Genomic DNA, 24582 nt, shown 5'->3' on the forward strand with positions numbered 1-24582 from the left:
TTGCCAGCGGAGGCGTGTCGTGACAATGAACCAGAACTACCTTGCCGTGATCAAGGTCGTCGGCATCGGCGGTGGCGGTGTGAACGCCGTCAATCGCATGATCGAGCTCGGGCTTCGCGGCGTCGAGTTCATCGCCATCAACACGGATGCTCAGGCTCTGCTGATGAGCGACGCCGACGTCAAGCTCGACGTCGGTCGCGAGATCACCAGGGGTCTTGGAGCAGGAGCGGACCCCGAGGTCGGGCGTCGTGCCGCCGAGGATCACGCGGAGGAGATCGAGGAGGCACTGACCGGTGCCGACATGGTCTTCGTCACCGCAGGTGAGGGGGGCGGCACAGGAACCGGCGGCGCGCCCGTCGTCGCCCGCATCGCCAAGTCGATCGGCGCCCTGACCATCGGTGTGGTCACCAAGCCGTTCGGCTTCGAGGGCAAGCGGCGCCAGGACCAGGCGGAGGCCGGAGTCGCCCGCCTGAAAGAAGAGGTCGACACCCTCATCGTCGTGCCGAACGACCGGCTGCTGGAGATCAGCGATCGCGGCATCAGCATGCTCGAGGCGTTCGCGACCGCCGACCAGGTGCTCCTCGCCGGCGTCCAGGGCATCACGGATCTCATCACGACGCCCGGTCTCATCAACCTCGACTTCGCCGACGTGAAGTCGGTCATGCACGGAGCGGGATCCGCCCTGATGGGCATCGGATCCTCTCGCGGCGCGGATCGCGCGATCAAGGCGGCGGAGCTCGCCGTCGCATCGCCTCTCCTCGAGGCGAGCATCGAGGGCGCGCGTGGAGTGCTGCTCTCCATCCAGGGCGGATCGAATCTGGGCATCTTCGAGATCAACGATGCGGCCCGTCTCGTTCAGGAGGCGGTGCACCCCGAAGCGAACATCATCTTCGGTGCGGTCATCGACGACACCCTCGGCGACGAGGTGCGCGTCACGGTGATCGCCGCCGGCTTCGACGGAGGCGAACCGCAGTCCAAGCCGGCCGAGGTGAGGCGGTCGACGTTCGTCGCGGGCGGATCGGCGCCTGCGGCCGGCGGATCCGGATCCGAGCTCGAGGACACTCAGTCCCTCGAGGAGGAAGACGTGCCGACCCAGGGCACCTGGTCCGATGTCGACTCCAAGCTCGTTGAGGCCGCCGTCAACGATCCCTCTTTCGACGATGACGACGTGCTGGACGTGCCCGACTTCCTGAAGTGAACGATGCGTCAGGGGTGGACGGCCTCGCCGAACGGCTCGCGCACGTGCAGCAGAGCATTTCGGATGCCGCGCGTGCGGCAGGCAGAGACCCTGCGGAGGTCACGACCATCGTGGTGACGAAGTTCCATCCGCCTTCACTCGTGCGCGAGCTCGTCGCACTGGGTGTGCGGGATGTGGGGGAGAACAGGGCGCAGGAAGCCGCGTCGAAGGCCGCCGAAGTCGGATCGGGCTCGGCCGCCGATCCGCTGCGCTGGCACTTCATCGGGCAGCTGCAGACCAACAAGGCGCGGCTGGTGCGCGGCTTCGCCTCCGCGGTGCACTCCGTCGACCGTCCGGCCCTTGCGGACGCGTTGCGTTCCGAGGAGTCCGAACTGGACTGCTTCCTCCAGCTGGCACTGACCGACGATCCAGGGCGGGGCGGCATCACAACCGCCGAGTTGCCGGCGCTGGCCGAGCGTGTGCTGGCGACCCCCGGTCTTCGCCTGCGAGGCGTCATGGCTGTGGCGCCGTTGGAGGAGGAGCCGCGGCGGGCGTTCGCCCGGGTGCGCGAAGCATCCGAAATCCTCCGCACGATCGCCCCAGAGGCCACGGCCATCTCCGCCGGGATGTCCGGTGACTACGCCGACGCGATCGCCGAAGGCGCGACACACGTACGGATCGGCACCGCAATCACGGGAAAGCGGCCAGAGCGTGCTTAGCCTGGATGTGGAACGCGCCGACGACCGGCCAGACCGCAAGACCTCGAGTACACGGAGGATCCCATGGCTAACCCGCTCAAGAAGACGATGGCTTACCTCGGCCTCGTCGAAGACGAGCTTGAGTACGACGAAGAACCGGTCGCCCCTGCGCATCCGGCACCTGTCGCGCCAGTGCAGCAGCACCACCCCGCACCGGCCAAGGCGCCCGTCACACCTTTGCGCAAGCCGACCCCGGCACGGAATGCGACGGTGCAAGAAATGAATGAAATCCTCACGGTTCACCCCCGCCAGTACAGCGACGCGAAGATGATCGCGGAGTCGTTCCGAGAGGGCATCCCCGTCATCCTCAATCTGTCGCAGATGAGCGAGTCGGAGGCGCAACGGATGATCGACTTCTCCAGCGGTCTGACGCAGGGCCTGCGGGGGAAGATCGAGAAGGTCACCAGCAAGGTGTTCCTGCTCTCTCCGGAGCACGTCATGGTCTCAGGGGGAGCTTCAGCTGTGGGCAACGACGTCGAGGCGTCGTTCTTCGCCGGCGCCTGAGCGATCCAGCTGACCTGGGAATCGCCGCAGGCGAGGCACAGGCGACGTCCCCCATACTTGTTCTGTGCCCCTCGCAGTTTCGATCATCGCGACCGTCGCGTACTACGTGTTCCTGATCTTCTTCGTGGTGCTCTGGGTGCGGTTCGTGCTCGATCTCGTACGCACGTTCGCGAGGAGTTGGCGTCCGCGAGGTTTCGGCCTCGTGCTCGCCGAGGCCGCCTTCACGGTGACCGATCCTCCGATCAAGTTCTTCCGTCGCCTTCTGCCTCCGTTGTCCCTCGGCCCCGTCGCCCTGGACTTCGGCTGGACGTTGACGATGTTCGTGTGCATCATCGGCATGTACATTGCTTCGTCGTTCATCTGATGACGCGGGTCCCGCCCGCAATGGCATGGTCGCAGCCGACTTTGCTAGCGTTAGCTGAACGTTATCCACTGTTCGAAATCACAAGCTCTAAGGGTGGTAGGCCATGGCGCTAACTCCGGAAGACGTCGTCAACAAGCGGTTCCAACCGACCAAATTCCGTGAGGGCTACGACCAGGACGAGGTCGATGACTTTCTCGACGAGGTCGTCGTCGAGTTGCGCCGTCTGAACCAGGAGAACGAGGAGCTCAAGCAGCGCCTCGTCGGATCCGATTCGCGGATCGCCGAGTTGCAGCGCAACGCCGCGTCCGAGCAGACGCAGGCCATCGCGGCACCCGCTCCGGTCGTCGTGGCTCCGCAGCCCGTCGTGTCCAGCGTGGACGAGACGGAGAGCACGAACAACCTCTTGCAGCTGGCTCGCCGCCTGCACGAGGAGCACGTGCGCGAGGGTGTCGAGAAGCGCGACGCGCTCATCGCAGAGGGCCACGCAACGGCCGCTCGCGTGGTGGCGGAGGCCGAGGCGAAGCAGCGCGCCCAGATCACCGCACTGGAAAGCGAGCGCACGGGCATCGAGCGTCAGATCGAAGAGCTCCGCTCGTTCGAGCGCGACTACCGCGCGAAGCTGAAGAGCTACATCGAGACCCACCTGCGCGATCTCGACAGCACGGGCGTGGGCACGAACGGCTTCAAGACGGCCGGCAGCCCTGCGGTCTCCGGACAGTTCGCGACGGTCTCCGCCGGCGACGACCGGCAGACACCGCCGACGTTCCAGAGCTTTGGAGGCTAAGCCCGCCGGGAAGGTCAGCGTCCGCGCGATCATCCTGCTCGTCATCGTCGCGCTCGTCGTTCTCGCCCTCGACCAGTTGGCGAAGTGGTGGGTTGTGAACAACCTGCCCTTCCGCGAACCGCAGAACATCCTGGGCAACCTGCTCATCTTCGAGTACGACCGCAACCCCGGTGCGGCGTTCTCCATCGGCACCGGGTCCACCTGGATCTTCTCGATCGTCGCCACGGCGGTCTTGATCTTCGTGATCTGGTACGCACGGCGTATCCGGTCGTGGGTGTGGGCGCTCGTGTTCGGGCTGGTGCTCGGTGGTCTGCTCGGCAACCTGACGGATCGTCTGTTCCGTCCGCCGGGGTTCGGCGTCGGCGAGGTCGTCGACTTCATCCGGATCCCGCTGCTGCCCGCCATCTTCAACCTGGCGGACTCCGCGATCGTCGCAGCGATGATCCTCTTCCTCCTGCTGACGGTGCTGGGCGTCGGCCTGGACGGCAAGCGGGCAGCCAAGACTGCGGATGCCGCCGATGGCGCCACGAACGGTGTGACGGCATCCGAGACCGGCGCCCCCGCATCGTCGTCGCCCGAGGGTTCGGATGCCGTGTCGGGGGCCGCGGACGCGGACGACACCGGATCCGCGCCCGACTCCGAGCCTGGCACCTCCGGAGACGGACGTGACCGCGCTGAGTCGCGGGCGTCGCTGCTGGGCGAGGCGGGACATCCGGTCGACGGTCGTGCGTGAGTCGACCGACGGCATCCGGGTGGTCGGTGTGACCGGAGCGGCGCCGCGCAGAACGGGGCGGGCGGCCCGATGACCGAGTACCGCAGCCTTCCCGTACCCGATGGCCTTGCCGGGTCCCGCGTGGACGCCGGCGTCGCCAAGCTACTGGGATTTTCGCGCAGCTTCGCGGCCGAGGTCGCCGAGTCCGGGGGAGTGGTGCTCGACGGCCGCGTGCTCGGCAAGTCCGACCGGCTCGACGCCGGCGGCTGGCTCGAGATCAGCTGGGCGCCGAAGGCTCCCGTGCAGATCGTCCCGGTCGTGGTCCCCGAGCTCGGTGTGGTGTACGACGATGACGACATCATCGTGGTGGACAAGCCGGCAGGCGTTGCCGCGCACCCGTCGATCGGATGGGAGGGGCCGACAGTGGTGGGCGCCCTTGCCGGAGCCGGATACCGCATCTCCACGTCGGGGGCTGCCGAACGCGCCGGAATCGTCCACCGCCTCGACGCGGGCACGAGCGGCCTCATGGTCGTGGCCAAGAGCGAGCGGGCGTACACGGCGCTCAAGCGCGCGTTCCACGACCGCGAGGTGGAGAAGATCTATCACGCGGTGGTGCAGGGGCACCCGGATCCGTTGAGCGGCACGATCGATGCGCCCATCGGACGGCATCCGCGCTCCGATTGGAAGTTCGCGGTGACGGCCTCTGGCAAGCCATCGGTGACGCACTACGAGACACTCGAGGCGTTCCCGGCGGCGAGCCTGCTGGAGATCCATCTCGAGACCGGCCGCACGCATCAGATTCGCGTGCACATGGCAGCGCAGCGGCATCCGTGCGTGGGGGATGCCATGTACGGCGCCGACCCCACGCTGTCCGCCCGGCTCGGGCTCACGCGGCAATGGCTGCACGCGCATCAGCTCGCGTTCGAGCATCCCGCAGACGGGGAATGGGTGACGTTCACCTCTGCGTATCCGAACGACCTTCAGTACGCCGTCGACGTGCTGGGCGAGGCCTGATCGCCGAATCCGGCGAGGGCATCCGCGGAGGTTCGGGAACGCCGCCGCCGACCTTCGATTCGGCGTGACCGGCGAACTAGGCTGGGACTTCAATCGATCGGGAGGCATCCAGACGTGGCGACAGATTCCTTCGTCCACCTGCACGTGCACAGCGAGTATTCGATGCTCGACGGGGCGGCGAAGATCGGCCCCTTGATGGAAGCCGCAGTGGGCCACGGGATGCCCGCAATCGCGGTCACCGACCACGGCAACATGTTCGCCGCGTTCGAGTTCTGGAGAGCGGCGACGGCGGCCGGAATCAAGCCGATCATCGGCACGGAGGCGTACCTGACGCCGGGCACGCATCGCAGCGACCGCACTCGGGTGCGCTGGGGGAACGGCGGCGAGGACGACGTGTCCGGCAGCGGCGCGTACACCCACATGACGATGCTCGCCGAGACGACGGAGGGCATGCACAACCTCTTCAAGATGTCGTCACTCGCCTCGATCGAGGGCTACTACTTCAAGCCGCGCATGGACGGCGAGCTGCTCGAGAAGTACTCGAAGGGCATCATCGCCACAACGGGATGCCCCAGCGGCGAGGTGCAGACGAGGCTACGGCTCGGACAATACGACGAGGCGGTGAAGGCGGCTGCGGAGTATCGCGACATCTTCGGCAAGGACAACTTCTTCGTCGAGCTCATGGAGCACGGACTCGGCCTCGAGTCGCGCGTGCGCAAAGATCTGCTCCGGCTCGCCAAGGACCTGGATCTGCGCCTCGTCGCCACCAACGACCTGCACTACACGCACGCCGAGGACGCCAAGTCCCACGCGGCGCTGTTGTGCGTGCAGTCGGGGTCGACCCTCAACGACCCGAAGCGCTTTCAGCTGGAGCCGGAGGGCGCGTACTACCTCAAGTCACCGCAGGAGATGCGCGACCTGTTCCGGGAGCTGCCGGAGGCGTGCGACACCACGCTGGACATCGCCGAACGCTGCGAAGTGGACTTCGAGCTCTCCACGGGCAAGTACATGCCGAAGTTCCCTGTGCCCGAGGGCGAGACCGAGGAGAGCTGGTTCATCAAGGAGGTCAACACCGGCCTCGAGAAGCGGTATCCGGACGGCATCTCGGAGAAGGTCCGCGCGCAGGCCGACTACGAGATCGGCATCATCACCCAGATGGGATTCCCCGGCTACTTCCTCGTGGTCGCGGACTTCATCAACTGGTCGAAGAACAACGGCATCCGGGTCGGCCCGGGTCGCGGATCCGGTGCCGGCTCGATGGCGGCGTACGCGATGCGCATCACGGATCTCGATCCGCTCGAGCACGGTCTCATCTTCGAGCGATTCCTCAACCCCGACCGGGTCTCGATGCCCGACTTCGACGTCGACTTCGACGATCGTCGCCGTCTCGAGGCCGTGAAGTATGTCACGGAGAAGTACGGCGCCGAACGCGTCTCGCAGATCGTCACGTACGGCACCATCAAGGCCAAACAGGCGCTGAAGGATGCCGGTCGCGTTCTGGGTTTCCCGTTCTCGATGGGGGAGAAGCTCACCAAGGCGATGCCGCCTGCGGTGATGGGCAAGGACATCCCGCTGTACCAGGTGTTCGACAAGGACAGCCCCCGCTACAAGGAGGCCGTCGAGCTCAGAGCCGTCGTGGAGAGCGACCCCGACGCGAAGACTGTGTTCGACACCGCGCTCGGGCTCGAGGGGCTGAAGCGTCAATGGGGCGTGCACGCCGCAGGCGTGATCATGTCGTCGGATCCGATCGACGGTGTCATCCCGATCATGAAGCGCGAGCAGGACGGCCAGATCGTCACGCAGTTCGACTATCCTGCGGCCGAATCGCTCGGCCTCATCAAGATGGACTTCCTCGGCCTGCGCAACCTGACGATTATCAGCGACGCGCTCGACAACATCAAGGCCAACCAGGGCTTCGACCTCGATCTCGAGGCACTGCCGCTGGATGACCGGCCAGCCTACGATCTGCTGACCAGGGGCGACACGCTCGGCGTGTTCCAGCTTGACGGCGGGCCGATGCGCGCGCTGCTGCGCCAGATGAAGCCGGACAACTTCGAGGACATCTCCGCTCTCATCGCGCTGTATCGTCCTGGCCCCATGGGAGCGAACTCGCACATCAATTACGCGCTCCGCAAGAACGGGCTGCAGCCGATCACGCCCATCCATCCGGAACTCGAGGAGCCGCTCAAGGACATCCTCGACACCAGCTACGGCCTGATCATCTACCAGGAGCAGGTCATGGCGATCGCGCAGAAGGTGGCCGGGTTCTCGCTCGGACAAGCAGACATCCTGCGACGCGCGATGGGCAAGAAGAAGAAGTCGGAGCTGGACAAGCAGCAGGCCGGATTCTTCGGCGGGATGCAGGAACGCGGCTACTCGCAGGCCGCCATCGACAAGCTCTGGGAGATCCTGCTTCCGTTCTCGGACTACGCCTTCAACAAGGCGCATTCCGCCGCATACGGTGTGGTCTCTTACTGGACCGCCTACCTCAAAGCGCACTATCCGGCGGAGTACATGGCCGCGCTCCTCACCAGCGTCGGCGACTCGAAGGACAAGATGGCTCTGTACCTCAACGAGTGCCGGCGCATGGGGATACGCGTCCTCCCACCAGACGTGAACGAGTCGATCGGGTTCTTCGCCGCCGTCGGCGACGACGTGCGGTTCGGTCTGGGGGCGGTGCGCAACGTCGGCAGCAACGTCGTGGACGGCATCCGTCAGGCTCGCGAGGAGAAGGGACGCTTCGAGTCGTTCCACGATTACCTCAAGAAGGTGCCGCTGCACGTTGCGAACAAGCGCACGACGGAGTCGCTGATCAAGGCCGGTGCGTTCGACTCGTTCGGAGACTCGCGTCGCGCACTGCTCGAGGTGCACGAGGGCGCCGTCGAGTCGGTCGTGAACGACAAGCGGGTCGAGGCGACGGGCCAGGCCGGGTTCGACTTCGAGATGCTCCTCGCCGACGAGCCGGAGGCGGGGCCGGTTTCGCTCGTTCCGCAGAAGCCCGAATGGGACAAGCGGCAGAAGCTCGCCTTCGAGCGAGAGATGCTCGGCCTGTACGTGTCCGACCATCCGCTCGCGGGTCTCGAACTCGAGCTCGCCAAGCAGGCCAGCACGTCGATCGCCGATCTGACCGGATCGGAATCCACCCAGGACGGCGACACGGTGACGATCGCCGGTCTGGTGACGAGCGTGCAGCACCGTGTGGCCAAGCAGTCCGGAAATCAGTACGGCATGATCACCGTCGAGGACTTCGGCGGCGAGATCACCGTCATGTTCATGGGCAAGGCGTACCAGGAGTTCGGGCCGGCGCTCGTCGGCGACTCGATCGTCGTCGTGCGTGGACGCGTCAGCCTCCGGGACGACGGAATGAACCTGCACGCCTACAGCCTGTTCACGCCCGACCTCGGTTCGGCGATGGCTGGCCCGTCCGGTCCTCTCGTGATAACGATGCCCGATCAGCGCGCGACCACCGACGTGGTGCAAGACCTGGGCGATATGCTGATCCGCCATGCCGGCGACGGCGAGGTGCGGCTGCGCCTGGTGAAGGGCAGCACGGCGCGCGTGTTCGAGCTGCCCTATCGCGTCAGCGTGTCAGCTGACCTGTACGGAGAGCTGAAGGGCCTGCTCGGACCGGCCTGCCTCGTCTGACGCCGTCGCGTATCTCGTCGACGCGGCCGACGCGGCCGTCTCTGTTCCTGGCTTTGTCGAGCGCGACTCATTTCGCGTAGCGCCCTGCGACGGCCACAATGGGCAGTGGCGCGAAGGAGCGAGCATGGCACGATTCACCGATCGAGTGGCGATCATCACGGGTGCGAGCAGGGGAATCGGGTTGGCCATCGCCGCCCGGCTCATCGACGAGGGCGCACGGGTGGTGATCACCGGCCGCCACCAGGAGGGCCTGGACGCCGCCGTCGCCGAACTGGGATCGGACCACGCCTCCGCGTTGGCGGGCAAGGCCGACGATGCGTCGCATCGCGAAGCGGTGCTGGCGCACGCGCTCGAGCGGTTCGGCCGTATCGACCAGCTGATCAACAACGCGGGCATCAACCCGCTGTTCGGACCGTCGCTCGGTGCCGACCTCGGCGCCGTCCGCAAGATGGTCGACGTGAACGTCCTGGCCGCGTTCGAGTGGACTCGGGATGCGGTGGCGGCCGGGCTGAGCGGATCCGTCGTGAACATCTCCTCCGTCTCCGGCATCTCCGCGAGCCCGGGCATCGCGTTCTACGGCGTGACGAAGGCGGCGCTCATCGGACTGACCACCCAGCTCGCGGCGGAACTCGCACCGCGCATCCGGGTGAACGCCGTCGCCCCAGCGGTCGTGAAGACGGCGTTCGCGCGGAGCCTGTACGAGGGGCACGAGGCCGAGGCCGCCGCGCGCTATCCGCTGCAGAGGCTCGGCGAGCCCGAAGACGTCGCCGGACCGGTGGCGTTCCTGCTGTCCGACGACGCCGCATGGATCACGGGCCAGACGCTCGTCATCGACGGGGGAGCCGGGCTCCGGGCCTCGCTCTGAGGTCGCGGCCGGTTGGCGGCGGTCTGCCCCGGCCGACCGCCCCTACAATGTCGGGGTGCAGACCATCGACCTCCGCGGCCAGACTCTCGACGACGACGCTCTGCGCGGTGCTGTTCCCCGTCCCACCCTCGACATCACGGTGGCGACGGATGCGGCTTCCGCGCTGATCGACGACGTCCGCCACCGCGGCTCCGCGGCCTTGCTCGACCAGGCCGAGCGCTTCGACGGAGTCCGCCCGGCCGCGCTCCGGGTCCCGGATGCCGACATCCGTGCGGCAGTGGATGCTCTCGCACCCGCGGTCCGCAGAGCCCTCGAGCACGCGATCGAGCGGGTGCGCACCGTGAGTGCGGCACAGGTTCCGCCTGCTGCCTCCACCCGACTCGCCGCCGGCGCCGTCGTGGAGCAGCGCTGGCAGCCCGTCACCCGCGCCGGTCTCTATGTGCCCGGCGGCAAGGCACCCCTCGCCTCCAGCGTCGTCATGAATGCCATCCCCGCCCTTGTCGCGGGGGTGGGTTCCGTGGCCCTCGCCAGCCCGGCGCAGAAGGATCACAACGGGGGAGTGCACCCGGTCATCCTCGGTGCAGCCGGTCTGATCGGCATCGACGAGGTGTACGCGATCGGTGGTGCGGGCGCCATCGGTGCTCTCGCGTACGGAGTGCAGGACCTGGGACTGGAAGCCGTCGACATCGTCACCGGCCCCGGCAACATCTACGTCGCCGCGGCGAAGCGCCTGGTGCGCGGCGTGGTCGGGATCGATGCGGAGGCCGGGACGACCGAGATCCTGGTCATCGCGGATGCGTCCGCCGATCCGGTGCTGGTGGCTGCGGACCTGCTGAGCCAGGCGGAACACGACGAGGCTGCGGCATCCCTATTGGTCACCGACTCGGAGGAGCTCGCCGCTGCCGTCGCACGGCAGCTTGGCGCGTTGGTTCCGAAGACGGACAACGCGTCGCGCGCGGCCACGGCCCTTGCCGGGCCGCAGTCCGCGATCGTCCTCGTCGACGACGAGGCAGCAGCAGTGCGCTTCAGTGACGCGTACGCACCGGAGCACCTCGAGGTGCACACGGCCGATCCGGTCCGCACACTGGCCGGCATCCGGAACGCGGGTGCCATCTTCCTGGGCAGCCAGTCGCCGGTGAGCCTGGGCGACTACATGGCGGGATCCAACCACGTGCTGCCAACAGGCGGATCCGCACGCTACTCGTCCGGTCTCGGCGCGTACACGTTCCTTCGGCCACAGCAGGTCATCCGTTACGACAAGGAAGGCCTGGCATCCGTCTCGGATGATGTCGTCGCCCTCGCAACGGCCGAGCTGCTGCCCGCCCACGGCGAAGCCGTCAGCGCACGCTTCGCCACACGGTGACCGCCTTCGGATAGCCTGAACACACCATGTTCTGCCCCTTCTGCCGCCATCCGGACTCGCGCGTCGTCGACTCCCGCACCTCGGACGACGGACTCTCCATCAGGCGCCGCCGTCAGTGCCCGGAATGCGGCAGGCGCTTCTCGACGATCGAGACGGCGAGCCTCAACGTCATCAAACGGAGCGGTGTGGCCGAGCCGTTCAGTCGCGAGAAGATCATGTCCGGCGTGCGCAAGGCGTGCCAGGGCAGACCCGTGACCGATACGGATCTCGCGCTCCTCGCCCAGAAGGTCGAAGAGTCCGTCCGCGCGACCGGCGTGTCCCAGATCGACGCCAATGAGATCGGACTCGCCGTTCTGCCGCCGCTCCGCGAGCTGGATGAGGTCGCCTACCTGCGTTTCGCCAGCGTCTATCAGGCCTTCGATTCGCTCGACGACTTCGAGTCGGCGATCACCGCACTGCGCGAAGAGCACCACGCCCGGCCCGCCGCTTCGGAGTAGACGTCGTGGCGCGGTCGAGAGAGATCGCATGAGCGGGCGTCAACCGCAGATATAGCGGCTGGCGCGGTCCATCTGCTGGCTCGGTTGAGCGAACAAGTTTGCTCAACCCTCACCACAATCGTAGATATCGCGGCTGGCGCCGCTCACAGGCTCAATCGACTTGGGTGAACGAGCGAGCTCGCTCACCCAAGCCTCAATCGCAGATAGGGTTGCACAGGCATGTATCGCATCCTGTTCTCGCTCGTCTTCCGGCACATGGACCCCGAACGGGCTCACCACCTCGCGTTCGCGGTGATCCGGATGCTTCCCACACTCGGTCTGCGTCGCCTCGCTGCGCGCATCACCATGCCGCGCGGCGACCACTCTGTTCGTGCACTAGGACTCACGTTCCCCACACCGTTCGGCGTGGCTGCGGGATTCGACAAGAACGCCACGGCCATCCTCGGACTCGGTGCGCTCGGATTCGGGCACGTGGAGGTCGGCACGGTCACCGCCATCCCTCAGCCCGGCAACCCCCGGCCGCGACTCTTCCGGCTCATCCCCGACCGGGCGATCGTCAATCGGATGGGCTTCAACAACGACGGGGCGCAAGCAGCTGCGGAACGTGTGGCCAAGGTGCGCACGGCACACCGCAGGCCGGTCATCGGCATCAACATCGGCAAGTCGCGCGTCGTCGACGTGACGGATGCCGTGGCCGACTACCGCACCTCCGCCCGAACCGCCGCTGAAGTCGCCGACTACCTCGTGGTGAACGTCAGCTCGCCGAACACGCCCGGCCTGCGGGACCTGCAAGCGCTCGACTCACTGCGACCCCTTCTCGCAGCGGTCAAGGAGGAAGCGGGCCGAACGCCCCTTGTGGTCAAGATCGCGCCTGATCTCGCAGACGACGACATTCTCGCGATCGCCGAACTCGTCGGCGAACTCGGTCTGGACGGCATCATCGCGACCAATACGACGATCTCGCGGGACGGACTCGCGACCGACGCGGCGACCGTCGAGGCCGCCGGTACCGGCGGACTGTCCGGCCGTCCGCTCGCGAAGCGGTCGCTCGAGGTGCTGCGTCTCCTGCGTGCCGCGGTAGGACCCGACCTGTGCATCATCTCCGTCGGCGGAGTCGAGACGGCAGAAGACGTGCGCGAACGCCTGGATGCCGGTGCCACCCTCGTACAGGGCTACTCGGCCTTCATCTACCTTGGTCCGCTCTGGGCGCGGTCCATCAACCGCGGCCTCGACCGACTCCGCACCGCCACACCCTAGTCGGCGGCCGGCGTTCCCTGGTGGAACCTCAGCCGCCAGCGCGAGCCCTCACGAAGCCACAGGGAGCTGCGCAGGGTCGCGCCGCCGGCATCCGTCGTGCGGTAGATCAGCTGCATGACGCCAGGCGAAATCAGGTCGACGGAGACAACGTCCGCGATCGTGCCCTCGCTGACGGGGGAGAGGGCCACCTCGTCCTTGGACCACAGACGACCTGACCTTCCCACCTCGACGAATTCGGGGTGGAGCAGCACGCCGACCTCGGCCACGTCCTCGCGGATACGCGGATCCAGGAGCGCACGCTCCTGCCGAAGCACGGTCTCCTCATCCGTCTCATCGAGCGGGAGCTCGTCGAAGAGGGTGGGCGGCGGTGCGGGCGTGGACCCGGCATCCGATGCTCGGCGGCGCGGCTCCTCCGTCGACGCGGACGCCGCGTTCTCGGTCGTGGCGTCCGCTCGCGGCGTGCCGCCCCATCCGGGGCCGCCATCGACCGGCACACGCTTCTGGTACGCGGTAGCCGCTCCACGTGCGCGCTCGTCCGCCGCCTCGTTGAGCTCGTGTCCGTTGTGCCCGCGTACCCACTCGAATGCGTATTCACGACCGGTGAGCGCCTCATCGAGTCGCTTCAACAGGTCGAGGTTCTGGACCGGCGAACCATCGGCCTTGCGCCAGCCGCGACGTTTCCACCCTGGCATCCACTTGGTGACGGCGTTGATCACGTACTGGCTGTCGCAGAGCACGCGCAGGTCATCGGATTCCGCGGCCGTCGACTCGAAGAGATCGATCACGGCCATGAGCTCGCCCATGTTGTTGGTCCCGTGCGGCCACCCGCCGGCAGCCCAGGTCTCGTCGTCGACGTACCACGCCCATCCTGCGGGTCCGGGGTTGCCCAGAGCTGAGCCGTCGGCCGCGGCGATGATCGTCATCGGTCGTCTGCTGCTATGCCGGATACTGGCCGCGCTTGGCCTGCGGTTTCGGCATGCGGATCATCCGGAACTGCAGCGCCCGCATGACGGCGTACCATGTGAGGCCGCGCTCCAGCGTGCCGAACTTGGCACGCAGACGACGCTTCATCGTGAACACCATGATCGCCGAGTCGATGACCGCCAGCGCGAAGAACAGCCACAGCACGATGATGCCGTAGTACTGCAGAGCCTGCACGGGGACGAAGGTCAGCACGATGATGACCAGCATCACCGGCATCAGGAACTCGGCGACGGTGTACCGCGCGTCCACGTAGTCCCGCACGAAGCGGCGCTGAGGGCCGCGATCCCGCTGCGTCAGATAGCGTTCGTCTCCCGCGGCCATGCCGACGCGCGCACGCTCGCGCGCCTCGGCGTTCTGGCTCCGCGCGTTGCGTGCCGCCGCCTTGCGGTCGGCTGGCACCAGTGGGCGCTTCCGTGCCGCCTCGCGGTCTGCGCGGCTAGGGGTCGCGTGACCCTTGCCGCTGGTCGTTGTCTGCTCGGCTTCTTCAGTCGGCGTCGCGGTGGTTTCTGCTCGTTTGGCCACGGGAAAGTCCTTGATAGTCGTCCGATTAAGATTACCCGCATGAGCGAAGAGGATCAGCCACAGGCAGACCTGACAGTGCCACTGAGCGAAGCCGTCCAAGACGGGATGCCGCAGGCGGTCGCCGATCTCACCGATCTGGTGCGCATCCCGTCCGTCTCGTGGTCGGCGTTCGATCCCGAGAACGTCGCTCGCAGCGCGGATGCCGTCGCATCGCTCCTGCGAGCACTCGACGTCTTCGACACGGTCGAGATCGCGCAGTCGACGATCGGCGACGGCGACGAGAACGGGCAGCCGGCCGTCATCGCCAGGAAGGAGCCCAGGAACGGCGCTCCCACCGTCCTGTTGTACGCCCACCACGACGTCCAGCCGCCCGGCAAGGACGAAGACTGGGAGACTTCGCCGTTCGAGCCGACAGTGCGTGGGGACCGGCTCTATGCGCGAGGCGCGGCAGACGACAAGGCAGGGGTGATGGCGCACGTCGCCTCCATCCGCGCATTGAGCGCCGTCATCGGTCACGACTTCGATCTCGGCGTCGCGGTCTTCATCGAGGGCGAGGAGGAGTTCGGCTCGCGGTCGTTCGCGAACTTCCTCGCCGAGCACAAGAAGACTCTCGCCGCCGACGCGATCGTCGTCGCCGACTCGGACAACTGGAGCGTCGACATCCCGGCCATCACGGTGGGCCTGCGTGGCAATGTCACCTTCCGGCTCACCGTGTCGACGCTTGCTCACGCATCCCATTCGGGCATGTACGGGGGAGGAGTGCCGGATGCCATGCTCGCCCTCGCGAAGCTGCTAGCGACGCTGCACGACGACGATGGCTCTGTCGCAGTCGACGGCATGACGTCGCACGAAGCCGAGGTTCCGGCGTTCTCGGAGGAGCAGCTGCGGACGGATGCCGCCGTGCTCGACGGCGTCGCGCTCGTCGGCCGTGGTCCCGTGTTGTCGCGTCTGTGGAACCAGCCGACCATCACCGTGACGGGCATCGACGCGCCGAGCGTGGCCAACGCCTCCAACACGTTGCTGCCGTCCGTCGCCGTGCGGATCAGCGCCCGCGTCGCACCAGGACAAACCGCGCGGGATGCGTACGGGGCGCTGGAACGGCACATCCGTTCGCACGCCGCCTTCGGAGCGCACATCGAGATCGACGACGTGGACCTCGGTGATCCCTTCCTCGTCGACACGAGCGGATGGGCGGCCACGGCCGCCAAGGACGCCATGCGCGACGCGTGGGGCGCCGACCCGGTCGAGACCGGAATCGGTGGCAGCATCCCCTTCATCGCGGACCTCGTCCGCGAGTTCCCGGACGCGCAGATTCTGGTGACCGGAGTCGAGGATCCCGACACCCGGGCGCACAGCCCGAACGAATCGCTGCACCTCGGCGTCTTTCGGCGCGCGATCCTCACCGAATCCCTGCTGCTGGCTCGCCTGAATAATCGAGTCGGCTGATTTACACTGGGGCCAGATTCGACGTTACGAAGGAACGAGGCACTCGATGAGCGACACGACTCTCACCGGCACGAGCACTCTCGCCGAGCCCAAGGCTCACGGCGTGCTGCTCACGGATGCCGCGGCCGGCAAGGTCCGCAGCCTCCTGGAGCAGGAGGGCCGTGACGATCTGCGTCTGCGTCTGGCCGTTCAGCCCGGCGGATGCTCGGGTCTGATCTACCAGCTGTACTTCGACGAGCGGTTCATGGACGGCGACGGAACCGTCGACTTCGACGGAGTCGAGGTGATCGTCGACAAGATGAGCGCGCCATATCTCGACGGCGCGACGATCGACTTCGAAGACACGATCCAGAAGCAGGGGTTCACGATCGACAACCCCAACGCTTCGGGTAGCTGCGCCTGTGGAGACAGCTTTCACTGACCTTCGCGTCACTTCTTGTTCACGAAAAGGACCGGCCGATCAGCCGGTCCTTTTCGTATCTCCGGTCCACCCTGCGGCGCCACGCGAGGGCGCGTTCGGCACGCACGACCCTCTCGGATGGCGATAGGCTAAGCGAAGGTCAACGCAGTAGCGCATGCCGCTCTGCTCACGATTTACTCGAAAGGTCACCGGTGCGTCACAATCGCCGTTTCCGATGGGCTGCAGTTCCGGTTGCAGCTTTAGTCGCTCTGGTTTTGGCCGGTTGCACCCAGTCTCAGCTGAACGGGTTCCTTCCAGGCTTCGACGGCAAGACTCCGGTCACCAACCACACTGAGCTCGTCTCGGGGCTGTGGGTCACGTCGTGGATCGTGCTCCTGCTCGTCGGACTCCTGGTGTGGGGCCTCATCATCTGGTGCGTCATCGTCTATCGGCGTCGCAAGGGGCAGACGGGCATTCCGGCGCAGCTCCGGTACAACATGCCGATCGAGATCTTCTACACGATCGTGCCGTTCGTGCTGATCATCGGCTTCTTCGCCTTCACCACCCGTGCCCAGGACACCATCGAGAAGCCGTACGCGCACCCGGACATGACCGTGCAGGTGTACGCCAAGCAGTGGTCGTGGGACTTCAACTACCTGTCGGACGGCGTCTACGACCCGGGCATCCAGGCGCAGCCCGATGACCAGTCCGGCGCGCCCCAGGGATCGGTCGTCGAGAGTCAGATTCCGACCTTGTACCTTCCCGTTGACGAGAAGATCACGATCAAGCTGAACTCGCGTGACGTCATCCACTCGTTCTGGGTTCCCGCCTTCCTGTACAAGAAGGACGTGATTCCGGGGCACACGAACTACATGTATCTGGAGCCCACCAAGGAAGGCACCTACGCGGGCAAGTGTGCGGAGCTCTGCGGCGAGTATCACTCGGCAATGCTCTTCAACGTCAAGGTGGTCTCCGAGGACGAGTACCAGCAGCACATTCAGGATCTGAGAGACCGTGGATACACCGGCAAGCTCGGTTCCGATGTCGACCGCAACACGAACCTGCCCGGCACCGGCGCACCGAAGAACAACGACTAAGGCACGCGGAGAATGAGTACTACCACAGCACCTGCTCCTTCGACGGTCACGCCGTCGCCGACCACTCAGATTCTCGGTGCGACGAAGATCCATCGCAAGGGCAACATCCTGGTCAACTGGATCACCTCCACGGACCACAAGACCATCGGGTACATGTACCTGATCACGTCGTTCGTGTACTTCTGCGTCGGCGGCATCATGGCGCTGATCATCCGCGCTCAGCTGTTCGAGCCCGGCCTCGAGGTCGTGCAGACCCGTGAGCAGTACAACCAGCTGTTCACGATGCACGGCACGATCATGCTGCTGATGTTCGCGACGCCGCTCTTCGCTGGATTCGCGAACGTGATCATGCCGCTGCAGATCGGTGCACCCGACGTGGCGTTCCCGCGTCTGAACGCCTTCGCGTACTGGCTGTACAACTTCGGATCGCTCATCGCCGTCGCCGGATTCCTCACCCCGCAGGGTGCCGCGTCGTTCGGCTGGTTCGCGTATCAGCCACTCGCGTCGACGACGTTCTCACCAGGGCTCGGCGGCAACATGTGGATGCTCGGCCTCGGTATCTCCGGATTCGGAACCATCCTCGGTGCGGTGAACTTCATCACGACGATCATCACGCTCCGTGCTCCGGGCATGACCATGTTCCGCATGCCGATCTTCACCTGGAACACGCTTGTCACCTCGATCCTGGTCCTGATGGCGTTCCCGGTGCTTGCCGCGGCCATCTTCGCCGCTGCCGCGGATCGTGTGCTCGGCGCCCACATCTTCGATGCAGCCAATGGCGGTGCGATCTTGTGGCAACACCTGTTCTGGTTCTTCGGCCATCCCGAGGTGTACATCATCGCGTTGCCGTTCTTCGGGATCGTGTCAGAGGTGTTCCCTGTCTTCAGCCGCAAGCCGGTGTTCGGGTACAAGACGCTCGTCTACGCGACCATCTCGATCGCGGCGTTGTCCGTGACGGTGTGGGCGCACCACATGTACGTCACAGGCATGGTGCTCTTGCCGTTCTTCTCCCTGATGACCATGCTCATCGCGGTCCCGACCGGTGTGAAGATCTTCAACTGGATCGGCACCATGTGGCGCGGCTCGATCACGTTCGAGTCCCCGATGCTGTGGGCGATCGGCTTCTTGGTGACGTTCACGTTCGGTGGCCTCACGGGCGTGATCCTGGCCTCACCGCCGCTCGACTTCCACGTGTCGGACTCGTACTTCGTCGTGGCGCACTTCCACTACGTGGTGTTCGGAACGGTCGTCTTCGCGATGTTCTCCGGCTTCTACTTCTGGTGGCCGAAGTGGACCGGGAAGATGCTCAACGACAAGCTGGGCAAGTGGCATTTCTGGCTGCTGTTCATCGGATTCCACACCACGTTCCTGATCCAGCACTGGCTCGGCGTCATCGGCATGCCCCGGCGTTACTACACGTACCTGCCGCAAGACGGATTCACGTGGATGAACCAGGTGTCCACCTTCGGTGCCGCGCTCCTGGCGGTCTCCATGATCCCGTTCCTGCTGAACGTGTACATCACGGCGCGCTCTGGAGCGAAGGTCACGGTGAACGACCCCTGGGGCTACGGACGCTCGCTCGAGTGGGCCACCAGCTGCCCGCCGCCGCGGCACAACTTCACGTCGATCCCGCGTATCCGTAGCGAGTCGCCGGCGTTCGACCTGAACCACCCCGAGGTAGGAGTGCCGGTCGCGATCGGCGCCGGTGCCTCGACAGCATCCGTTGGCGTCGACTCTGCAGAGGTGAAGTAGCATGCGCGTCAGCGCGACAGTTTTCTGGATCATCGCGATCTTCTTCTGGCTCGTCGCGATCTTGTACACGGTGTGGGCGTGGTTCTACTACCCGAACCACGAGATCGAACCGGTCGGCACGGTCGCCCTGACGCTCACCGGGATACTGGGGGCGTTCATCGCCTTCTTCCTGGGGCGTACCCATGCCACCCAGCGAGGCGTGGAGCTGCCGGAAGACCGTCTCGACGCCAACATCGATGACGGCGACCCCGAACTCGGACACTTCAGCCCGTGGAGCTGGTGGCCGTTCCTTCTCGGGCTTTCGGCCGCGCTCGGTGCCCTCGGCATTGCAGTCGGCTGGTGGATCGTCCCGATCGGCGGCGCCCTCGCCGCTGTGAGCCTTGTGGGCTGGGTGTACGAGTACTACCGGGGATACTTCGCCCGCTGATCGTGGATGTAGCCGAAGGGCGGCGCACCGTTTTCGGACGGCGCGCCGCCCTTTCTCGGTGCTTCGTCCTGCGGGGCGATATGCGGAATGCGGCATCGCTCGCCGTTGTGGGTGCGGATTCTCTGTAAGGGGTGTGCCACGCAGTCGTGCCGTCGGTTGTCGTCTTCCTCGCAGCATCGCCGTGTCGATCGTGTCGACGTCGCCGCGGGGATGTCCGAGCTGAATGCGGCCGCACAATAGTGATGCCGTCCGTCAGGCTCGGGTTGCTGGCAGGTTCGCCGAGCCGGAATTGTGTTCTCGTCGCTTGCACTCGCTGATCTGCGCCGATCAGATGGCGATACGCATCTCGAATACTGTGCTGGCGTGGGATTCTGCTGATCATTGATGGCCGTGCTCCGGGAGCGTTGACGGCGGCGGGATGCCATCATGCGCGCGCCTGCGTAAGCCGTCCGCCTATCTGTACGCATGGTCGTGGCCCGTGAGTACGGCACGGATCGGCATACGATCCGGCGTCCGTCGGTGTATGTGCCCTTTGCTCGCGCGAGGTTGAGTCGTCGCTCGACGGCGGTCAGGTGTGGCGTCGTCGGTCGTCGTGACGCGAGCGCGGCCGGGTCTTGGGTCGAAAACGGAGTACGTCGACCGCAACAGTGACCTCGTGGGGCACAGCGGCGACCGCTGGCGCGTCATCCGCTGCCGTGTGGTGGCCCGAGGGACCCATGGTGCGCAAAGCGACTGCGGTGTCGTGACTGATAGAGAGGCGGTACCGAGCGGTCGCGCTGTGTTCGAGGGTGAAGTGTGCGGAGAAATCCTCCGTGAGCCGCTCCGACTTGTCCGGTGGCACATTCAGCATGGGCAGCGCCTCTCGAAGCTCGATGAGGTGATCCTGCTGGGGGAGTGCCACCACAAGACGTCCATCGTCTTTGAGGACGCGACGGAACTCTTCTGCATTCCGTGGTGCGAACACGTTGACCACGGCGTCCGCCACGCCATCCCGGATGGGCAAAGGACGCCACGTGTCCGCGACAAGTCCGTCGGCTCGTTCCCGACCGATGTGGCGCACGCTGCGTCGAACAGCGTCCGCCGCGATGTCGGTGGCGAGGATACGCGCTGATCGGGGCAGGCGCGCTGCGATCCTCGCCGAGTAGTGGCCGGTGCCGGTGCCGGCATCGATGACGCGTTCCGTGCCTTGGTCGACCACGCTTTCGGTGATGAGGTGCGCCACCGCGTCGTAGGCGCCGCTGGAGAGCAGATCGGCCCGTGCGTCGAGCATCTGCGGTGTATCGCCCGCGATCCGTGGCTGCGTGGCGAGCATGCTCACGTATCCGTGCTTATTCACGTCGAACCGGTGACCGTCGCCGCAGCCCAGGGAGAGGGGAGGAACCGCCTCGAGGGGCAGAAAACAGATCGGGCACCGAAGCCACTCTGACAGTGTCGTGAGGGACATCGGTGCCCGACCGTGAATCGGTTCGACGAACTCAGTGGTGACCGTGATCGGACTCGAGCTCGCCCTTCGTGACGGGCTCGAGGCGGTCCTCGAAGAACCATCGAGACATACCGGAACGGAGCCGGTTGCCGAACGTGATCTTGCCGCGCGAGTTAGGACGGAGCATCAGCGGCTGGTACGTGTCGTAGCTCACCAGACGCCAACGCTCGTACTCGTCGAGCTGTTGGTGGACCTCGATGAACTCGCCGCCAGGCAGCTTGACGATGCGCCCGGATTCGTATCCGTGCAGGGCGATCGAACGATCCTTCTTCTGCAGGGCGATGCAGATGCGCTTCGTGATGAAGTACGCGACGATCGGCCCGAGGATCAGCGTGAACTGGAGGGTGTGGATGACGCCCTCCATCGTGAGCTTGAAGTGCGTCGCAACGAGGTCCGAGCTCGCGGCGGCCCACATGGTCGCGTAGAAGGTGACACCGGCCGCACCGATGGCGGTACGGGTCGCCTGGTTGCGCGGACGATCGAGGATGTGGTGTTCCCGCTTGTCCCCGCTGACCCATGCCTCGACGAACGGGTAGATCGCCACGAGAACGAGGAACAAGACCAGGACCACGACAGGAACCAGGATGTTCAGCGACCAGGTTCTATCCAGCCACACGAACTCCCAGTGCGGCGGGACCAGACGCAGCATGCCGTCGGCGAAGCCGATGTACCAGTCGGGCTGGGTACCCGCCGAAACCGGCGATGGGTCGTACGGCCCGTACATCCAGATCGGGTTGATCGTGAACAGCGAAGCGATGAGCGCGATGACACCGAACACGATGAAGAAGAACCCACCGGCCTTGGCCGCGTAGACAGGCAGGATCGGGTAACCCGAGACATTCTGCTGCGTGCGGCCGGGTCCTGCGTACTGGGTGTGCTTGTGCACGACCACGAACACCAGGTGCAGAGCGATGAACGCGACGACGAGAGCCGGCAGCAGCAGGATGTGCAGCGTGTACAGACGTCCGACGATCGAGGTGCCCGGGAACTCGCCGCCGAAGAGGAGGAACGACGTCCAGGTGCCGATCACCGGGATGCCCTTGATCAGACCGTCGATGATGCGAAGACCGTTTCCGGAGAGCAGGTCGTCCGGGAGGGAGTATCCGGTGAAGCCTTCCGCCATGGCGAGGACGAACAGCGTGAAGCCGATCACCCAGTTGAGCTCGCGCGGCTTGCGGAACGCGCCAGTGAAGAAGATGCGCAGCATGTGCAGACCGATGGACGCCACGAACAGCAGGGCCGCCCAGTGGTGGATCTGACGGACCAGGAGGCCACCGCGGATGTCGAACGAGATGTTCAACGTGGAGTTCATCGCCGCGGACATCTGGATGCCCTTCAGCGGCACCCACGAGCCGTGATAGATGACTTCGGCCTGCGACGCCTGGAAGAAGAATGTCAGGAACGTGCCGGTGATCAGGATGACGATGAAGCTGTACAGCGCGATCTCGCCGAGCAGGAACGACCAGTGGTCGGGGAAGATCTTGCGTCCGAATTCCTTGACGACCGCCGAGATGCTCGTGCGCTCATCGATGTAGTTCGACGCGGCAGCCGTGAAGCTGCGCTTCTTGGCCGTGGTTTCAGCGGCGGTGGTGGCGGTCAATGACGCTCCCAGAAACTCGGGCCCACGGGCTCATGGAAATCGCTCTGCGCGACGAGGTATCCGTCGGCATCCACTTCGATCGGCAACTGCGGCAGCGGCCGGCTCGCCGGACCGAAGATGACGCGCGCCTCGTGGGTGATGTCGAACTGCGACTGGTGGCACGGGCACAGCAGGTGGTGCGTCTGCTGCTCGTAGAGCGCCACGGGGCATCCGACATGCGTGCAGATCTTCGAGTACGCGACGATGCCGTCGTACGCCCAGCCCTCGCGTCCGTGCGTGGGATGAAGGTCCTTCGGGTCGAGGCGCATGAGCAGAACGGCAGCCTTGGCCTTCTGGTCGAGCGCGTCTTCCTTGTCGTTGAGCCCCTCGGGGATGACGTGGAAAACGGAGCCAATGGTCACATCGGATGCCTTGATCGGTGTCCCGGACGGGTCGATCGTCAGGCGCGTTCCTTCCTTCCACATCGTGTGGGAGAGGAGCTTGACCGGATCCTGGTCCATCGGGCCGAGGCCGCGGAAGAGCACGATCGCGGGCAGCGGGAAGGCGACGAGCGCGCCGATCAGCGAATTGCGGATAAGCGTACGGCGACCGAATCCGGACTCCTGGTCGGCTTCCTTGAAGATCTCGACGGCGCGCTCACGGGTCTCATCCGAGCCCTGAACGGGATGCCGGATGTCGATGCCCTCTTTGTCGACCATGAGCGCCTTGGCCCAGTGAACAGCACCGAAGCCGATCGCGAGAAGGGCGAGTGTGATGCCGAGCCCGATCGCCAGCGTGCTGATCCGAAGGTCCGAGATTTTGCCGGACTCGATCGGGAACGCGACGTAGGCTGCGATCGCCCAGATGCTTCCGACGATCGAGACGTAGAAGAGCGTGTAGATCGTGCGCTCGGCACGGCGCTGCTTGCGCGGGTCCTTGTCCGTGATCCTCGCGCGGTGCGGCGGGAACCCGGGGTTCTCCACCGCGTCCTGCACGATCACAGCCGTGCCAGGGTCGCCGGGACGGTGGTCGACGGCCGACGAGGCGGCGGGCGTGATCTCCGTGCCGCCGTTATCGTCCTGTGCCATTGCTCTCCTTCTTGCGCTCGTGTGCGATCCGCGCGACGCGCATCAGTTCGATTTGGCCGTGATCCAGACCGTCAGAGCGACGATCGAACCGAGGCCGAAGATCCAGATGAACAAGCCCTCGGCTACCGGGCCGAGCGAGCCGAGCTCGAAACCGCCGGGCGAAGGGTTGGCCTGGATGAACTTCAAGTACGTGATGATGTCCCGCTTGCCCTCCGGCGAGATGTTCCGGTCGTTGAACACAGGCATGTTCTGCGGACCGGTGAGCATCGCCTCGTAGACGTGCGTGGGCGAGACGCCCCGCAGCGGGGGAGCGTACTTGCCTTCCGTGAGTGCACCACCGGCGCCCGCCACGTTGTGGCACATGGCGCAGTTCACGCGGAACAATTCGGCACCCTTGGCCGCGTCGCCGTCGCCGTCCGTGTACTCCGAGTCGGGGACGCCGGGTCCGGGGGCCAGCGACGCGACGTAGGCCGCCAGCTGGTCGATCTGATCCTGGGTGAACTGCACCGGCTTCTCAGGAGCCTGCGGGCCCTGCATGGCCATGGGCATACGGCCGGTGCCGACCTGGAAGTCGACAGCCGCGGCGCCGACGCCGATCAGGCTGGGAGCTTCGTCTGTGCCCTGGGCTTCGAGCCCGTGGCAGCTCGCGCAGTTCGCCTGGAAGAGCTTTTTACCGGAGTCGATGTCGCTCGAACTCGACGACGTGGCGTCGGCGCTCGATCCCGTCGCGTTGAACGCGGCGTAGGCGCCTCCGGTCAGGCCCAGCCCGATCGCGATCAATGCGACAGTGGCAAGTGGATGCCTGCGGCCCGCCTTGCGCTTGCGAGCGGTCTTGTGCGTTGTCTCGCGCATTGAGGTGCTCTG

23 protein-coding genes are annotated in these 24582 nt (G+C 65.8%); 17 read left to right on the forward strand and 6 right to left on the reverse strand.

What is annotated here, in order from left to right; genetic code table 11:
• Positions 1-19: 19 nt before the first annotated feature.
• From ftsZ to ACX9R5_RS11195, 12 genes are all read left to right on the forward strand, one after another.
• Complete coding sequence (gene ftsZ / locus ACX9R5_RS11140) at positions 20-1198, forward strand: cell division protein FtsZ (protein WP_459409115.1); 1179 nt, start codon at positions 20-22, stop codon at positions 1196-1198.
• Entirely contained in the window at positions 1195-1896 is a 702-nt protein-coding gene (locus ACX9R5_RS11145) for a YggS family pyridoxal phosphate-dependent enzyme (RefSeq protein ID WP_459409116.1), read from the forward strand. The genes ftsZ and ACX9R5_RS11145 overlap by 4 nt, the downstream gene beginning before the upstream one ends.
• A gap of 63 nt (positions 1897-1959) precedes the next feature.
• A complete protein-coding gene (locus tag ACX9R5_RS11150) occupies positions 1960-2439 on the forward strand; it encodes a cell division protein SepF (RefSeq protein WP_459409117.1) in 480 nt (159 codons plus the stop codon).
• Between the two features lie 64 nt (positions 2440-2503).
• On the forward strand, positions 2504-2803 hold the full coding sequence (locus ACX9R5_RS11155) for a YggT family protein (protein WP_459409118.1): 300 nt from the start codon (positions 2504-2506) through the stop codon (positions 2801-2803).
• A 103-nt stretch (positions 2804-2906) separates the two neighbouring features.
• A complete protein-coding gene (locus ACX9R5_RS11160; protein WP_459409119.1) occupies positions 2907-3587 on the forward strand; it encodes a DivIVA domain-containing protein in 681 nt (226 codons plus the stop codon).
• The gene (lspA, locus tag ACX9R5_RS11165) at positions 3577-4320 is read left to right on the forward strand and encodes a signal peptidase II (RefSeq protein ID WP_459409120.1); all 744 of its coding nucleotides are present in this window, start codon (positions 3577-3579) and stop codon (positions 4318-4320) included. Before ACX9R5_RS11160 ends, lspA begins: the two co-directional genes overlap by 11 nt.
• 69 nt (positions 4321-4389) lie before the next feature.
• Positions 4390-5313, forward strand: coding sequence for an RluA family pseudouridine synthase (locus ACX9R5_RS11170; RefSeq protein WP_459409121.1), 924 nt, complete (start codon positions 4390-4392; stop codon positions 5311-5313).
• 162 nt (positions 5314-5475) lie between these two features.
• Positions 5476-8958 (forward strand): DNA polymerase III subunit alpha, encoded by a 3483-nt coding sequence (gene dnaE / locus ACX9R5_RS11175; RefSeq protein ID WP_459409665.1) that lies wholly within the window; start codon positions 5476-5478, stop codon positions 8956-8958.
• 124 nt (positions 8959-9082) lie between these two features.
• Positions 9083-9823, forward strand: coding sequence for an SDR family oxidoreductase (locus ACX9R5_RS11180; protein WP_459409122.1), 741 nt, complete (start codon positions 9083-9085; stop codon positions 9821-9823).
• A gap of 55 nt (positions 9824-9878) precedes the next feature.
• Positions 9879-11186, forward strand: a complete 1308-nt coding sequence (hisD, locus tag ACX9R5_RS11185; protein ID WP_459409123.1) for a histidinol dehydrogenase — start codon at positions 9879-9881, stop codon at positions 11184-11186.
• 26 nt (positions 11187-11212) lie between these two features.
• The gene (gene nrdR, locus ACX9R5_RS11190) at positions 11213-11683 is read left to right on the forward strand and encodes a transcriptional regulator NrdR (RefSeq protein WP_459409124.1); all 471 of its coding nucleotides are present in this window, start codon (positions 11213-11215) and stop codon (positions 11681-11683) included.
• A gap of 219 nt (positions 11684-11902) precedes the next feature.
• Positions 11903-12940, forward strand: a complete 1038-nt coding sequence (locus ACX9R5_RS11195; RefSeq protein ID WP_459409125.1) for a quinone-dependent dihydroorotate dehydrogenase — start codon at positions 11903-11905, stop codon at positions 12938-12940.
• Here ACX9R5_RS11195 and ACX9R5_RS11200 read toward each other — a convergent pair.
• Together ACX9R5_RS11200 and ACX9R5_RS11205 are read right to left on the reverse strand one after the other, a co-directional pair.
• On the reverse strand, positions 12937-13863 hold the full coding sequence (locus ACX9R5_RS11200) for an RNase H family protein (RefSeq protein WP_459409126.1): 927 nt from the start codon (positions 13861-13863) through the stop codon (positions 12937-12939). The two genes, ACX9R5_RS11195 and ACX9R5_RS11200, sit on opposite strands and share 4 nt — an antisense overlap.
• Positions 13864-13876: 13 nt before the next feature.
• Positions 13877-14446 (reverse strand): DUF3043 domain-containing protein, encoded by a 570-nt coding sequence (locus ACX9R5_RS11205; protein WP_459409127.1) that lies wholly within the window; start codon positions 14444-14446, stop codon positions 13877-13879.
• Positions 14447-14485: 39 nt separating this feature from the next.
• Between ACX9R5_RS11205 and ACX9R5_RS11210 the strand changes: the two genes are divergently transcribed.
• From ACX9R5_RS11210 to ACX9R5_RS11230, 5 genes are all read left to right on the forward strand, one after another.
• The gene (locus ACX9R5_RS11210) at positions 14486-15892 is read left to right on the forward strand and encodes a M20/M25/M40 family metallo-hydrolase (protein ID WP_459409128.1); all 1407 of its coding nucleotides are present in this window, start codon (positions 14486-14488) and stop codon (positions 15890-15892) included.
• Positions 15893-15938: 46 nt separating this feature from the next.
• Positions 15939-16313, forward strand: a complete 375-nt coding sequence (locus ACX9R5_RS11215) for a HesB/IscA family protein (protein ID WP_459409129.1) — start codon at positions 15939-15941, stop codon at positions 16311-16313.
• Between the two features lie 191 nt (positions 16314-16504).
• A complete protein-coding gene (gene ctaC / locus ACX9R5_RS11220) occupies positions 16505-17389 on the forward strand; it encodes an aa3-type cytochrome oxidase subunit II (protein WP_459409130.1) in 885 nt (294 codons plus the stop codon).
• Between the two features lie 12 nt (positions 17390-17401).
• Entirely contained in the window at positions 17402-19141 is a 1740-nt protein-coding gene (gene ctaD, locus ACX9R5_RS11225; protein ID WP_459409131.1) for an aa3-type cytochrome oxidase subunit I, read from the forward strand.
• A gap of 1 nt (position 19142) precedes the next feature.
• Positions 19143-19568, forward strand: a complete 426-nt coding sequence (locus tag ACX9R5_RS11230; RefSeq protein WP_459409132.1) for a cytochrome c oxidase subunit 4 — start codon at positions 19143-19145, stop codon at positions 19566-19568.
• Positions 19569-20136: 568 nt separating this feature from the next.
• Here ACX9R5_RS11230 and ACX9R5_RS11235 read toward each other — a convergent pair.
• The 4 genes from ACX9R5_RS11235 to qcrC are packed head-to-tail and all read right to left on the reverse strand — an operon-like array spanning position 20137 to position 24570.
• Positions 20137-21012, reverse strand: coding sequence for a methyltransferase domain-containing protein (locus ACX9R5_RS11235; protein ID WP_459409133.1), 876 nt, complete (start codon positions 21010-21012; stop codon positions 20137-20139).
• Positions 21013-21043: 31 nt separating this feature from the next.
• Positions 21044-22651, reverse strand: a complete 1608-nt coding sequence (qcrB, locus tag ACX9R5_RS11240) for a cytochrome bc1 complex cytochrome b subunit (RefSeq protein ID WP_459409134.1) — start codon at positions 22649-22651, stop codon at positions 21044-21046.
• A complete protein-coding gene (gene qcrA / locus ACX9R5_RS11245; protein ID WP_459409135.1) occupies positions 22648-23718 on the reverse strand; it encodes a cytochrome bc1 complex Rieske iron-sulfur subunit in 1071 nt (356 codons plus the stop codon). The genes qcrB and qcrA overlap by 4 nt, the downstream gene beginning before the upstream one ends.
• Before the next feature lie 42 nt (positions 23719-23760).
• Entirely contained in the window at positions 23761-24570 is an 810-nt protein-coding gene (qcrC, locus tag ACX9R5_RS11250) for a cytochrome bc1 complex diheme cytochrome c subunit (protein WP_459409136.1), read from the reverse strand.
• Between the last annotated feature and the right edge of the window lie 12 nt (positions 24571-24582).

The organism is Rathayibacter sp. CAU 1779, assembly GCF_054551755.1.

Bases quoted from the DNA above. Each gene is read 5' to 3' on its own strand.
- ACX9R5_RS11180 (WP_459409122.1), top strand. From the start codon at position 9,083: ATGGCACGATTCACCGATCGAGTGGCGATCATCACGGGTGCGAGCAGG.
- ACX9R5_RS11200 (WP_459409126.1), bottom strand. From the start codon at position 13,863: ATGACGATCATCGCCGCGGCCGACGGCTCAGCTCTGGGCAACCCCGGA.
- ctaD (WP_459409131.1), top strand. From the start codon at position 17,402: ATGAGTACTACCACAGCACCTGCTCCTTCGACGGTCACGCCGTCGCCG.
- ACX9R5_RS11195 (WP_459409125.1), top strand. From the start codon at position 11,903: ATGTATCGCATCCTGTTCTCGCTCGTCTTCCGGCACATGGACCCCGAA.
- ACX9R5_RS11170 (WP_459409121.1), top strand. From the start codon at position 4,390: ATGACCGAGTACCGCAGCCTTCCCGTACCCGATGGCCTTGCCGGGTCC.
- dnaE (WP_459409665.1), top strand. From the start codon at position 5,476: ATGCTCGACGGGGCGGCGAAGATCGGCCCCTTGATGGAAGCCGCAGTG.
- ACX9R5_RS11210 (WP_459409128.1), top strand. From the start codon at position 14,486: ATGAGCGAAGAGGATCAGCCACAGGCAGACCTGACAGTGCCACTGAGC.
- ACX9R5_RS11160 (WP_459409119.1), top strand. From the start codon at position 2,907: ATGGCGCTAACTCCGGAAGACGTCGTCAACAAGCGGTTCCAACCGACC.
- qcrC (WP_459409136.1), bottom strand. From the start codon at position 24,570: ATGCGCGAGACAACGCACAAGACCGCTCGCAAGCGCAAGGCGGGCCGC.
- ACX9R5_RS11235 (WP_459409133.1), bottom strand. From the start codon at position 21,012: ATGTCCCTCACGACACTGTCAGAGTGGCTTCGGTGCCCGATCTGTTTT.
- ACX9R5_RS11150 (WP_459409117.1), top strand. From the start codon at position 1,960: ATGGCTAACCCGCTCAAGAAGACGATGGCTTACCTCGGCCTCGTCGAA.
- ACX9R5_RS11215 (WP_459409129.1), top strand. From the start codon at position 15,939: ATGAGCGACACGACTCTCACCGGCACGAGCACTCTCGCCGAGCCCAAG.
- ACX9R5_RS11230 (WP_459409132.1), top strand. From the start codon at position 19,143: ATGCGCGTCAGCGCGACAGTTTTCTGGATCATCGCGATCTTCTTCTGG.
- qcrA (WP_459409135.1), bottom strand. From the start codon at position 23,718: ATGGCACAGGACGATAACGGCGGCACGGAGATCACGCCCGCCGCCTCG.
- nrdR (WP_459409124.1), top strand. From the start codon at position 11,213: ATGTTCTGCCCCTTCTGCCGCCATCCGGACTCGCGCGTCGTCGACTCC.